Here is a 12991-nt window from a genome sequence, read left to right as displayed (position 1 = left end):
AATGGTTGTACGTTATAGCGCACAATGATAATATAAGCTATTATGCGTTATAACGCACAAACTGTAAATCTTTAGCTGAGGAGGGAAGCTTATGTCTGCCGAACCGTTCCAAAACAAATTAGTAGCAGTACTTAATAAAAGTATTGAACCTGGTAAAGCAATGAATGCATTAGCCCATATGTGTATTGGTTTAGGCTCAGCAATCGGTCAAATCGATTTGAGGCTAACTGACTACCGGGATGCGGATGGTGGCTCTCATCCTTTTATCTCGGAAATACCCTTTATTATCCTATCAGAAAACTCAAATAAAATAAGAAAATTGCGTAAAGAGGCTTTAACGCAAAATATTTTGTTAAACGATTTTACAGATACCATGACAGTAGGTACTTATCAGGAGCAAATTGAAAGGACAAGCCAGACGAAAGAGGAGCAGCTTATTTATTACGGCATTGTTTTATTTGGTGATTGGGTAAAAGTCACTGAGTTAACCAAAAAATGTTCTTTATGGCGATAAACTTAAAAGGAGTTTTGAATGTCTAATTAAGCAGGAGTGCGCAAAGTGTACAGCGGGCTCTAGTTGAAAAAGGCCTGGTTTTTGAAGTCATTGAGCTTTCTTTAAGTACCTGCTGGTAGACCTAATGCTGTTTTTAGTTTGAACTCTAGTAAGGTTGAATCTCTAACTCATGGCAAAATCATTGCTATTAAGTAGGCTATTATGCGAAAAGTATTTTGGGAAAATCCTTATCAGTCTGAGTTAGAAACTCGTGTCGTTTTAGTAAATAATAATTGTATTTTATTCGAAGAAACGATCGCATTTTCTTTTTCAGGTGGTCAAGAAAGTGATAAAGCCCATGTTAATGGACTTGCTGTTATTCATTCTGAGATAGAGGGTAATCTCATTTACTATACACTTCCAGATGGCCATGATCTTAAGCTTGGTGATGTAGTGACAATGAAAATTGATTGGTCTCGGCGATACAGACTGATGCGCTTACATTTTGCTGCCGAATTAGTTCTTGAGCTTGTAACACGAGAATTTACACTTAAAAAAATAGGAGCACATATAGCTGAAACTAAGGCTAGAATAGATTTTTTCTGTGATAAGAATATTTCTTTCTTATTTAAAAATATACTTTGTGATTACAATACAATCATACAAAAAGATCAAAAGATTAAAACAGGTTTTAGTGATATCCAAAATCAAAGACGTTTTTGGGAAATTGAGGGGTTTTCTAAGGTAGCTTGTGGTGGGACTCATGTCAACAGTACCTCAGAAGTGGGCTTTATTGCTCTTAAAAGAATCAATATTGGGAGTGGAAAGGAACGCATTGAAATTAAACTTTTAAATAATAATTTGGGATTAAATTAATCAATATTATCGGGGATTAAGATTTTTATCATGAGCAACCAGTCAGGAATTTCGTTGATTTGCTAACCAATCTTCAATGGTCAACGCAAAACGAAAATGGTCTTGCCAGGTACCATTAATTTTCAAATAACGGGGGAGAAAAGCCTTCTTTTAAAAAGCCGTTTCGTGTTGCCAGATGAATGGATGAGGTGTTGACTGGTTGAATATTGGCTTCAATTCGATGGAGATCCAATGAAGTGAATATCTCTTTAAGAGCAAGCTTTAGTGTCTGGCTCATTAAACCTTTTCCCGCATAATCTACAGATGCATAATAGCCTAAGTAGGCGCTTTTAAAGACGCCGCGCATAATGCCACTGATATTAAAAACACCGATAATCTGTTGGTCGTCTTCCCAAGCAATGTAGTATTGCTCATTTTCCAATTTGCTTTTATTTAAATAAGTGTGGAATTCTTCAGAGGTGCAGGGAGCAGTTATAAACGGAAAATGAAAATCGCGGCTATTTTGCATTGTGGACATAAATACAGCTTCATCTTGGGCAGAGGGTTCACGTAGTGTAATCATTTCTAACAGGGTAGGTATTTTTCTTGGCCATATATTTTACCATGCTTTTTTCAATTAGTTAGCGTAGGTTCAGATAGAGGTTTGAATTTATCTTTTGTGAATCAACAGCTTGATTTTAGAACATTTATTTTTGGGGGGGGCTTTGTAAAAAAAATAAGACAAAATTTGTTCTATGCTTAATAGTAAACCTTACCATGTTTTGATTAGTCCTAGTACTGCTTTTATTAGGTGCCATACCAACCAGGAGTCATAGTAGAGAGTAGGAGTATATAGTGATGGCAGTATATAAATCAGCAAGAATCGGTTGTAATTTAATTTTAATGTTATACCTCATGTAAGAGAATAAAATGCAAAAATACTTAATTAAAACAAAACATCTTGGTTTACGATTTATAAGAAAAGAAGATGTTGATTATTTAAAAGGTATCGATAGCGATCCGACGGTAAAAGAATTTTTTCCAGAAGGGACTCTAAATACTCGTGAGATCAATGAGTTCATCAGTAAATCTATTTCTGCATGTGAAAATAAAAATTTACCTTGTTTTGTTGTCTTTAAACTTAAACCTTGCGAGTTTGTTGGAGAGGCTTATTTTGGTCAACTTGATACTGGAGAAATTAAAATAGGCTACCTTCTTCATCAAAAGTATTGGAATAAAGGTTATGCAACTGAAGTATTACAGGCATTGCTTGATTGGGCTAAAATCCATATGGATACAGATTATATTATTGCTTTTGCAGACAAAAATAATGAGGCCTCATTTCATGTAATGGAAAAATGTGGGATGCAACATTATAAGAGCGGTAATTATTTGGACATGGAGTGTAAGTTTTATCGGATAAAAATTAGATAGCGATGGAGCATTGAAACCCTAATTTACGTGTTCGTTATGGCAAAAGATAGACCTTTTGCTTTACGTAATATCGCGATTATTTATTATTCGTTTGGTTTGGGACTACGTGTCAAAGATATTTCGGCATTAACACATAAAGACATCGTAGATCACGAGTTCAAGGTTTTGGACGAAGTCAATTTAAAACGTGCCATGACTAAAGGTGAGAAATAGCTTCATGTCTACATCACCAATAAAAAAATTACGGCGGCACTACAAGACTACGTTAATTACTCACGTACTCAAGAAAAAGAAGCTGTTTTCATCTTGACATATTTTCTTTATTTTGTTCGGTTTTTAAACTACAAATAACCCTTTAACAAATGAAAATTTTATTCGTTAATAAATGCTTAATATTTAATCTATATAATCTCGAAAACTACAAACTGAAATTATTTGCTCCTTAACGGGGAAAATAAAATCATCTATGCGCGTTAAGAGATTTATATGAAAAGAAAAATTGACTCATCTTCCAATGTTCGGGTAAACGAAGCAGAAGCCTATATAGACTTTGTCAAACTAAATAAAGCAGTAATTTTATTTAGAAACTGGGCTAAAAATAAAAATACACTTATCAATAACCCTTGTGATAAAAAATCAAGCTCCATGTATTCAATCGCAAAATTAGTTAATAATGAAAATCCTCTGCCTCTTATGATGCCCGGAGTATTTTTCGATGATTCTTACTGCTCGAATAATTATGACAGCTGGGAAGAACTTTATCTAAACGATGACCTATTTATTTCACTCGAAAATTTACACCATAACAATCCTCGAGCCTTTTCATTAGAAACACTTTTTTTAACAAATAAATATAATGGTTTTTTACGAACAAATTTGCGTTATGATGATAGACAGTTAATGGCAATGAGTGCGTATGATCAAGAGCGCTTCCTCACTCAGTTAAAAGAACGATATCCATCTTATTATAAGGAATATTTAGAAGCACAGCCTTCTAAAGATGAACTATCGCAAGAAATAACTACAGATAAGCTGAATCGTATATTAGATGCCGTTGAAGTCATGTTGGTATTAAGTTGCCATAAAGGTGGATTGAGAAGCACAAGCCTACCTAATAGTTTAACCGATTTATTAAGCGCATATGGCTATGAGTTATTGATTCAAGCCTTATCAGACAATTTAAGCAATAATGAAATGGAAGAATTAAAACAATTGTGGGCCAAGAATATCCGATACCAATCAGAAAAAACGGTACAGGATTTGCTTGATTCAGCATTGAGTGGAGATTGTACTACAACTTTGGGTCTCTATTGGCTAGGACTTCTTAAGGAGTTTCGACCGAAGTTCTCTTTTACGCTCAATGAGGATTTTTTATCTAAAACACATGAAAATTTTGTTGCAAATAACCCCATCGATTCGGCAAATATATCCAAATCATTCTTCACAGTATATATTAAAGAGAACATGCGATATATTGCCACAGAAATGCTAACTTCAGCAGAGGAGCATCTTATTGTTAATAATTCCAGGTTTTATTAGAAGGCATTGCAAGAGAATAATTTCTGAAAAGCAGGTATTTTTATTTCTTTAGAATCCACATGTGCGCCATGAGAAACACTCATCCAGTCTTCTGGTAATCCAGCTTTTATTGGATGAGCTTGAGCCAATAATATCATTGGGGCTATAGGCTAACGAATCATGTTGTCACTAGTCACGCAGGCTTGCCGGAAGGTCAGAGTTTATGGCCGCATGTGTTCCAACCGTTCAAGTCTTGTTGATAGAACCTGTATCAACGCAGAATAGGCTGATAATATCTCGAAACATACTCTCACAAATTTTGAGTTGTTCAATACTTATAAATTCATTCGTCCGGTGAGCTTGTGCTATATCACCGGGACCACAGACTATTGTAGGAATGTGCGAATCCTCGAAAATTCCTGCTTCAGTTGTATACGAGACCTTCAGTCGCTCTTCTGTCCCGGTTACTGTGCGTACAACTCTTGTAATTGTTGCATTATCTTCAGCACTAAATCCTGTTGCATCTGAAGTTTTAGCTAGATAAATAGCTGCTTTTGGATATATTTTTTTCATTTCAGGTAGCAGCTCATTATTAATGTATTTTTCAATTTGCTTGGGAAGATTATCGATAGGAAGTTGTGGCAAATAACGTACATCAAATAGGAACTCACAATTACCAGGAACTATGTTAGATGCACTTCCTCCACTAACAATAGTTGTAGTAATTGTCGTAAATGGTATATCAAAGTCATGATCAAATGGACCTTCCTTTTGTATACGGTTGGCAATTTTTTTTATATAACATATTAAGCGACTTGCATATTCAATAGCATTGCAACCTTGATTGACCAGCGATGCGTGGGCTGCCAATCCTTGTATCTGACAGTGATAAACTTGCCTTCCTTTTTCACCGATTATGGGTCGCATAGCAGACGGCTCACCGACGATGCAGCCTTCAGGTTTAATCTTAATTTTCTTTAAATGGGCCAGTAAATAATTGACGCCAATGCAGCCAATTTCTTCATCATAGCTAAAGGAAAAATGAATTGGTTTTAAAAGTTTTAATGTTTTGAACTCCGGTGCAAGTGCCAGTAAGACAGCAATAAAGCCTTTCATATCACATGCACCACGACCATAAATGTTGCCATTTTTCTCCGTTGCTACAAAGGGATCGGTATCCCAAATTTGTCCGGCAACAGGCACCACATCGGTATGACCCGAGAGTAAGATACCTCCTTGGGTCTCACCATTTTGCGCGGGTATAGTGGCAAATAAATTTGCTTTCGACGCGGCTGGTCCGTGTATGATTTGAGAATCAATGGCGTGCAGTTTGAACCAGTCATCAATTGCTTCGATTAGGTTCATATTGGACTTACTTGACACTGTATTGAAGCTAATAAGCTTTGTAAGCCATTGTAGCGTATTCATTGATATTCCTTGCTAATAGCCAGTAATAGATGTCATCGGCCTAACTGACCTAATTCAATTAAGTTATAATTAAATATAGTGCATAATAGGGGAGATATCGGGTAATTTATTAATTCATTACAAGAGACTAATAAAGGTGTTTATAATGAAAAAATATTTCATTATAAGGTTTTTTGTTATTCTATTTTCTGCCAATTGCTATTGCCAAACCTTAAATGTTGGAGTTTCCAATTTTGATCTTCCTTTTATAATGCATTCAGATAAAATTCATTTTTCCGGTTTTGATATAGTGATGATTGGCCATATGTGTGAAAGGTTACACGAAACATGCAAACTTATTCCATAAAATCAGGTGCTTGTGACGTAGTGATTCCAGCGGTTAACACCTACAAATGTAGGGTGAAGCATGGGGTATTGCTCTATTTCTTCCAACTAGTTAGTCTCCGCCTAGCGTTTTCATGATGTCATGTTACTGTTGATGTAGTGGGTGAGCTGGTATCTTCCTTGTTAGTCACTTCTCCATTATTAGAGACAGTAACGGGAGCGCCGTATACCAGTCTTGATATTGGGTTCCAGAAGAAAGAAAACGTCCCTGAAAAGACGCTACTTGCCTCTGCATTGGTATTTTCTGATCTTTTTCTGCGGTCGATTACACCAAAATGCTCAATGGCATGTTGTTCTGCTAATTGGATAAACGAACCTCTTTCAGCAATGGGGGGAAGTTCCTGTGGTCTGTCTTTATAAAATCGTTCTGCCGCCGTTGCGATTAATCCATTAGCTTGCTTTAACAAGTTTAATTCGTGTACTTCAATTTTTTCGCTGGGAATTACACTACGTAAGGCAGCCAAGTCATAAATGAAAGTCTGAATTTGCTGATAAAGCTTTGCAAAATCCTCGATAGTATTAGCATATTGCTCTTCATAGCTCTTAGTCAGTTGCTCAATGCTGTATTTATCCAGGCCTTTTCCAGTCAGTTTTTTATAGATATGAGTTATTTTGATTGCAGGGGGATAATTAGGTAGTATTTTATATTCTTCAGCATTTATAATTTCATCCAGAATAACTGAAGGGCTATTTTCGATGTGATTTAATTGCATTAATAAGGCACTAAAAAAATGTGTTAAGTGATTATCAATAGGTTCCTGTAAGCAATTAAAATCTTTTTTCAAGTCATGGGCTCGAAGCACCAGCGTATGGTTTATGCTGGTGAAACTTAAGAGAAGAAGTTCTGTAACAAACTGTCTGATTATTAAATTATCTGATTCAGATAGTTCTTTAAATTGAGTTAAGAAATCAATAATCGCTTGATACAAAGTTTCCTTTTCTTTTTGTTTTTCAGTAGAACACCAATCATCAGTTAAGTATTGCTGGCTAACCTGCCGAATTACGATGCAAAATGTTTCCAACACATTTTTACGTGTCACTTCAGAATCGAGAATGGATACATCTTTGTCGGCGATTTTTTTTATGTTTTCTTTTAGGACTAAACTTGCGTTAATGATCATCTCCGCAGGATTTCTTTTTTTGGCATTAAGACCAAAAATTTTAAAGAAATGGGTTTGCATTAATGAAGCATGCTCCTCATTAACATAACCGGAGTAGGTCGTAAAGATATCATTGAAGAGACCGTAGACATGTCCTTTAAGCAATGTTTTACGTTGCTTGGCAAGGCCCATATAGGAATAATGGGTTGAGTTATAGGCATCATACCCAAGTTGATTTTTGGCAATCGCAGCGTAGATAGTTCGTAAAATAGTGGGGAAATCAAGTGTCGTCACATCAATTGTTTTTGCTTCGCCATCGATGCTCAAATATTTTCTTCCTAAGGCGGTGTGCTGATGAAAGAGCAGGGTGCCATCATTAAACTCTACATGATGTTTACTTAAGAAATTAATTATCTTATATAGCAATAATTTTTGCACATGGGTGGTTTTATAACCATCAGCGGAGACAATTATTCCTTGCTGAGAACCATTATTTCCACTGGAACCTGTCCCGTGATGTCCTGGCATGGAATAACGAACAAAATTCTGTTTTTCTTTGGAGACTACGTCAGGGCAAATTGGAGTAAATCCCCAATCAGAGCGTTCGTTTGCATAATAAATTAATTCAGTATTTTTAATAATCTCAGGTAATATAAAAAATCGTTCGTCATACCAAGTAATGGGAAAACAATCTCCAGGGACAGGGTCTATACCAAAAAAGTTTATTGATGCGCTAGCAATATTAGTTTTTAGCTGATTGAACCATTGCTCTTGTTCTTCTTTAGGTATCAAATTAATCTGAGATTTTAGAGGCTCTATAATATCTGGCGTATTATTTGTCGGTGTGCCTTTTTGTCTTTTAGTTTGTTGCTCAGCCAACTTCTTTAATACATCTTCAAATGTAGAACACATGGCAATAATTGTTTGTATATTTTGTAATTCATGGGCGATTAAAATCGATTCAACAGCGCCTCTACTATGAGCAATAATATTGATTTGTATTTGCCCTCGGGCTATTGCTTTTAGTACTGCCGCTAGACCCAAGCCAATTTTCTCTCCTACATTAGATCCATCCGTTTTAGGTCCATTAATTACAGTAGTTTCTTCAGCCTGATAGGGATAAGGATTTTTCGAATCTACTTTTGCTGTTGTAACCGGAGTAAGTGTTTTAATTAAAAAAGAGATTAAACTTAATAATTCTCCTTTAGGATAATCTTTTACCTTGGCTCCTTTAGTATAAGGAATAGCTTTGGGAGCTTCTTTTAATTCAGGGGTAAAGTCAGTGAGCGTTCCTAGCATTGTGAGTGTAAATGGCTTTTCAATTTTACCTTCCATAGTATCTGCTCATATAGGGACACAATAATTCATTATAGATTCCACTTAATATAAAAATAAACAAGTACGACTATTTTTTGTATTAAAGTTGAATTTTTCTTAATTCTTTTTCTTGGTGAATAATCAAGCGAATGTAACTGTGACAGATGATGAAGGATTATCGGGCGTTATGGTTGACTGTCCCATAAGTATTTTCTTAAATCAACCCGACCATTGAGTACGACAATGCCTTCTTGCTCTAACAGTTCTTTCTGTAGGAAATAATTGGGACTATTGGCTGGGAAAGAAAGCTCTCCTCCAGATTTGAGTACGCGTTGCCAGGGGAGATTGTGGCTCATTGTGCAGGAATGAAGAAGCCATCCGACTGCGCGTGCTCCTCTCGGACTGCCTGCTAGTCTGGCTATATACCCATAGGTTGCGACTGTACCTCGCGGTATTGATTTAATCAGCTTAAGTACTTCTTTTGAAAATTCAGTTTGTGTATCCATTGGCAATCACTAGGTTTCATTAGGCTTCTTTATCAAACTCTACTGTTATCATGGTAATGATACTCTTTTTTCGTCCAGAACAAAAAATACCCCTGGCTCGTTGTTAATGCTTAATACTGCATTAAGATTGATTTGGCATACTACGCACACTTTAAAAGTTAAATTGAGCAAAATATATGAATAGTGCCAGTCTTCTAGAACTTCTCAATGGGGTAAAGAGAGCGTATAACGTTGTAGAAAAGCTTAGCGAAGCAAATTTTGTAATCACTGATACTACTGATGAGGGCGATTCAGTGTTACATGTATTGGCTAAGTCAAAACATGCACAAACTAGCGATTTTTCTGATTATCTCCAAGAACTGGTGGATGCTGGGGCAAATGTGAATGCTGTCGATAAACAGGGTAATGGTTTTCTTCATTACTATTTAGAAAATAGCGCGCGCTACAAAGAAAATAAAACCTTCAAGATATTGCTTAACAATGAGGATTTTGATATCGATCAAATACTTACAAATGGCCAGACATTTTTCGAATCTATTTATCATTCAAATGATTTGTACTCTCGTGATTCTATGGGGATGTTTATAAAACACAAAAAATTCAACCCTAATCAAAAAACCTCTAAGCATAACTCTGTATTGTTGCATATGGTTGTGGAGAATGCCTATAAGCATAAAGAACATATGCATGACGTGGCTAGGAACCCGCAAGCGAATCCCAATACTAAAAATGATAATGGGCAGACAGTCTTAGGCTTGGTTTTAAGTGATGCTAAATATAAGGACATGGAGTTAATTACTGCATTAATCAATCATCAGCAATGTGACATTAATGTCTTAGATCACGATGGAAATAACTATTTGCAGCTGATGATCATTTCTTGCCTATTTCAGGCCGAGGAAATCGCTCAACTACTTATTAATAAGGGCATTGATGCGACACATAAAAATAATCAAGGTCAGTCCGCATTTGATTTAATTCTTGAGAATAGATCGGGTAGATCAGATTATGTCAATAAGACATTATTAATTGAGGTTCTTAAACTTCATCCTGCATCACTTCTTGAACAATATTCGGATGGCAAGTCTATATTGGGGGAAGTACTGAAAAGCGATGATTATACTTTTAAATGCGAATTCACTACACTTCTTAAACTCTGCAAAAATCAGGAAAACAGTGACGAGTTTCTTAAAAATATAGTGGCGGAATGCTTTGAGGGTTTTCATCAAGGCAGGGTATCTTCAGAAGCAATAGTCGCTTTAACTGAGGCGCTTATTGACGCCAATATTAATATTGATCTCGAATATTGCTTTGCTCTTACTGCGATTGCTAACCCAGATTTTGAAAAAAGAAAAATTAACAGCAACTTCAAATTGCTCAAACCTAATCTTGATCTAAAAACAGTCATTAGCCATGTAAAACGTTTGACTAAAGATAACAGTGGAGAGCGTCTACGCGCATTGGCTTATCTCAACGAATTTGGTTTTTCTTTGGATAGTTTGGATGACGGCACACTGACCTTGGAAGATGAGTGTCTCCACGCTAAAACAAGACAAGATATTAATATAGCGACTAAAATGTTTGGCCATTTATTTTCATTAAGCGGTTCAGTACCTATTAACGATGCTTTTACCAAGCTAACTGGTAGTTCTCCTCTGGATACTGCACCATTTATGACGCATTTAATGAATGCTTATGTTGCACATTGCGAAACAAATAAGAAACATACGGAGCATTTAGATACTATCCGACAAGTAAGAAACATGACAGTAAAGGCAATGCGCTTTTATTTGATGTCAAAATCATGGGTGAGCTATTACCCGTCTTCGAGTACTTCTAAAGAGGACATGCTGCTGTCTATGATAGAAGATAGTAAAAACTCCGGTGTCGAAGTCATTACTGGCTGGCCTGGGCATACGATGAATCTTGTTGTTAAACAGGGTGATCTTTATCGTAATAATGGTGGTGGATGTAGTACTGACGCCACAACGGAACATTACAAAATATCTAAACCTGAGAATATAACTAAAGATGTGTTTACTACACTCTATCAGGATAGCAATGAGTTAAATAAAACATACATTCAACGAGATTTGCATAGCCTCCTTGGATTGGTATTTTCTGGTAGCATTCCTGGTGATTTTCAAACAGTTGGTAACTGTAGTCTTTACAGTCAAATAATCTCTTTAAAAACTAAATATCGTCTGTTTTTATCCGAGAGTATCGCTGATGAATTATTTGCTGAGACGATAAAATTTTTTGAACAGTTTTATTTGGAAGAATACCTTTCTCTTCATGCTAATAATCCAACTGTGCCCCATCTATTAATGCGATTAATTATTCAAAAATTAATGCCAGAGAATCAACTTGAATTAGTAGGAAAATTGCTGGCAGAGCACTTTACCTCTGGAGCTAATCAGGAAATCTTGCAAACCGAATTCATGCTGAAACGATGGCAGTTAGTAATCAATGGTAGCTCTACAGAACAACTCGACGAGCAACTACGAGCTCTTGGGGTGGTGCTCAAGCCTATTAGTGCTCGTCTACAGATTTTAGAGCATTTTCTTAGTGATAAAGTAACTGCTGAAGATTTAGAGCAATTGAAGTCATGGCCTTTAGATGAGCAAACATTTCAAGGTGATCATTTATTGCATTTTGCGGTGATGAATAACAATATAGCTCTTGCTTCATCACTTATCCAGATGTTTCCGAATGCTGTCAATCAAACCAACTGGTACGGTGAGGAGCCATTGTGTTTGGTCAATTCTGTTGAAATGATTGATACATTAGTCAACGCGGGGGCTAGTGTTACTAGAACACACGATGACAATGCCCTAGATTGCGCCATTAGGAAAAACAGAATAGATTTGGTTCGTGCTTTACTCCGCCATGGTGCGAAACCCAGCGAGTACAGTGCTTATTATGCAGCCTCTAGAGACTCCATGATTTTACAGTCTTTAATGGAGCGTTATCCAGAAAGCGTGACAAAACCTACTCACAGCTATAGTACTAGTATTCATGCTGCAGCCCGAGTGGGGAATAATGAAAATCTTCATACGCTAGTCTATTATGGTGGCGCTAATCCAGATACTAGTGACGTGAATGGTATTACGCCTTTACAATTAGCTCTTAAAAATGGACGTAGAGATACAGCACGATTATTGATTGAATATCCAGGTACTTTATTCAAAGCGCCACATCGTGGAGATTCAGTAGTTAAGATGGCCCAAGATGAAGAGATACAAAAGGAGATCGAACTTAAAGAACAAGAAAGAAAAGCTGATCTTGAGTATTTTCAGACAACATTTAAAAACAGCAAGCCTGGTATTATCGAGGAAGATATAGATTATCTTATTGTTGCTATTCGTACCAATAACGTACGAGCTATTCGTGGATGTCTACTTGCATACCCTAATATTAAAGTAGTCGATACGAGTAGTCTTTATTGCACAACTCCTATAGGAGAGGCTATACGCAGGTTAGCAGGAATAACAGGGGAGGAGTATGACAATGCATTTGCAATAGTTAAAATGCTCCTTAAAACCCCTGCAATTGATATCAATGCCGTACAGGCAAGCTCAGAACCCATTCTGTTCTGGGCTACATCCCTTGGCGATGTCAACGTTCTTGACCTGTTTCTTGCTGATAAGAAACTAAATCCTAATCAGCAGGATAATATCGGATATACTGCCCTGCATGATGCAGTGGAGCGTGGTCATCTGAACTGTGTTAAGCGTTTACTACAAGACGAACGTGTCGATAGCACCATTGTCAATAAACGAAATGAAACGGCGGCTGATCTCGACAGTTTCAGATATGGTTCAAGAGAGTGCCGAGAGGAAGTAATTCAGCACCAGAGCCGTTCGGAACAGAGTGGATTGAGTTTTATAGCATAATCATATTTTTCATAAAATTTTTATGGCATGATGATTCTATTAGAGGGGGACTCTTATAGC

Annotated in this window: 10 protein-coding genes; 6 read left to right on the top strand and 4 right to left on the bottom strand. The window is 36.5% G+C overall.

What is annotated here, in order from left to right; genetic code table 11:
• Positions 1–91: 91 nt before the first annotated feature.
• Positions 92–514 (top strand): DUF2000 domain-containing protein, encoded by a 423-nt coding sequence (locus LFA_RS08370; protein ID WP_045095789.1) that lies wholly within the window; start codon positions 92–94, stop codon positions 512–514.
• 201 nt (positions 515–715) lie between these two features.
• The gene (locus LFA_RS08365) at positions 716–1369 is read left to right on the top strand and encodes an alanyl-tRNA editing protein (RefSeq protein WP_045095788.1); all 654 of its coding nucleotides are present in this window, start codon (positions 716–718) and stop codon (positions 1367–1369) included.
• 115 nt (positions 1370–1484) lie between these two features.
• On the opposite strand, the gene LFA_RS08360 is transcribed toward LFA_RS08365, so the two are convergent.
• The gene (locus LFA_RS08360; RefSeq protein ID WP_231865915.1) at positions 1485–1886 is read right to left on the bottom strand and encodes a GNAT family N-acetyltransferase; all 402 of its coding nucleotides are present in this window, start codon (positions 1884–1886) and stop codon (positions 1485–1487) included.
• A gap of 392 nt (positions 1887–2278) precedes the next feature.
• On the opposite strand from LFA_RS08360, the gene LFA_RS08355 reads away from it, so the two are divergent.
• The 3 genes from LFA_RS08355 to LFA_RS08350 all read left to right on the top strand — a co-directional run bounded on the left by LFA_RS08355 (position 2279) and on the right by LFA_RS08350 (position 4321).
• Positions 2279–2782 (top strand): GNAT family N-acetyltransferase, encoded by a 504-nt coding sequence (locus LFA_RS08355; protein ID WP_045095787.1) that lies wholly within the window; start codon positions 2279–2281, stop codon positions 2780–2782.
• Between the two features lie 36 nt (positions 2783–2818).
• Complete coding sequence (locus LFA_RS19830) at positions 2819–2995, top strand: hypothetical protein (protein ID WP_157010326.1); 177 nt, start codon at positions 2819–2821, stop codon at positions 2993–2995.
• A 273-nt stretch (positions 2996–3268) separates the two neighbouring features.
• Positions 3269–4321, top strand: a complete 1053-nt coding sequence (locus tag LFA_RS08350; protein WP_045095786.1) for a hypothetical protein — start codon at positions 3269–3271, stop codon at positions 4319–4321.
• A 225-nt stretch (positions 4322–4546) separates the two neighbouring features.
• Here LFA_RS08350 and argE read toward each other — a convergent pair whose 3' ends face one another.
• The 3 genes from argE to LFA_RS08330 form a co-directional block, all read right to left on the bottom strand.
• On the bottom strand, positions 4547–5728 hold the full coding sequence (gene argE / locus LFA_RS08345) for an acetylornithine deacetylase (protein WP_045095785.1): 1182 nt from the start codon (positions 5726–5728) through the stop codon (positions 4547–4549).
• 464 nt (positions 5729–6192) lie between these two features.
• A complete protein-coding gene (locus tag LFA_RS08335) occupies positions 6193–8547 on the bottom strand; it encodes a hypothetical protein (protein WP_045095783.1) in 2355 nt (784 codons plus the stop codon).
• Positions 8548–8714: 167 nt separating this feature from the next.
• The gene (locus LFA_RS08330; protein ID WP_045095782.1) at positions 8715–9035 is read right to left on the bottom strand and encodes an MGMT family protein; all 321 of its coding nucleotides are present in this window, start codon (positions 9033–9035) and stop codon (positions 8715–8717) included.
• Positions 9036–9211: 176 nt separating this feature from the next.
• On the opposite strand from LFA_RS08330, the gene LFA_RS08325 reads away from it, so the two are divergent.
• A complete protein-coding gene (locus LFA_RS08325) occupies positions 9212–12931 on the top strand; it encodes an ankyrin repeat domain-containing protein (RefSeq protein WP_045095781.1) in 3720 nt (1239 codons plus the stop codon).
• The last annotated feature ends 60 nt before the right edge of the window (positions 12932–12991 follow it).

It is taken from the genome of Legionella fallonii LLAP-10 (genome assembly GCF_000953135.1).
In the GTDB taxonomy this organism is placed as follows: domain Bacteria; phylum Pseudomonadota; class Gammaproteobacteria; order Legionellales; family Legionellaceae; genus Legionella; species Legionella fallonii.
The sequence above is the reverse complement of the archived record's forward strand: the minus strand, read 5'-3'. Positions and strand labels throughout refer to the sequence as shown.

Coding starts and splice junctions, on each gene's coding strand:
- LFA_RS08370 (WP_045095789.1), top strand. CDS start 92: ATGTCTGCCGAACCGTTCCAAAACAAATTAGTAGCAGTACTTAATAAA.
- LFA_RS08365 (WP_045095788.1), top strand. CDS start 716: ATGCGAAAAGTATTTTGGGAAAATCCTTATCAGTCTGAGTTAGAAACT.
- LFA_RS08360 (WP_231865915.1), bottom strand. CDS start 1,886: ATGTCCACAATGCAAAATAGCCGCGATTTTCATTTTCCGTTTATAACT.
- LFA_RS08355 (WP_045095787.1), top strand. CDS start 2,279: ATGCAAAAATACTTAATTAAAACAAAACATCTTGGTTTACGATTTATA.
- LFA_RS19830 (WP_157010326.1), top strand. CDS start 2,819: ATGGCAAAAGATAGACCTTTTGCTTTACGTAATATCGCGATTATTTAT.
- LFA_RS08350 (WP_045095786.1), top strand. CDS start 3,269: ATGAAAAGAAAAATTGACTCATCTTCCAATGTTCGGGTAAACGAAGCA.
- argE (WP_045095785.1), bottom strand. CDS start 5,728: ATGAATACGCTACAATGGCTTACAAAGCTTATTAGCTTCAATACAGTG.
- LFA_RS08335 (WP_045095783.1), bottom strand. CDS start 8,547: ATGGAAGGTAAAATTGAAAAGCCATTTACACTCACAATGCTAGGAACG.
- LFA_RS08330 (WP_045095782.1), bottom strand. CDS start 9,035: ATGGATACACAAACTGAATTTTCAAAAGAAGTACTTAAGCTGATTAAA.
- LFA_RS08325 (WP_045095781.1), top strand. CDS start 9,212: ATGAATAGTGCCAGTCTTCTAGAACTTCTCAATGGGGTAAAGAGAGCG.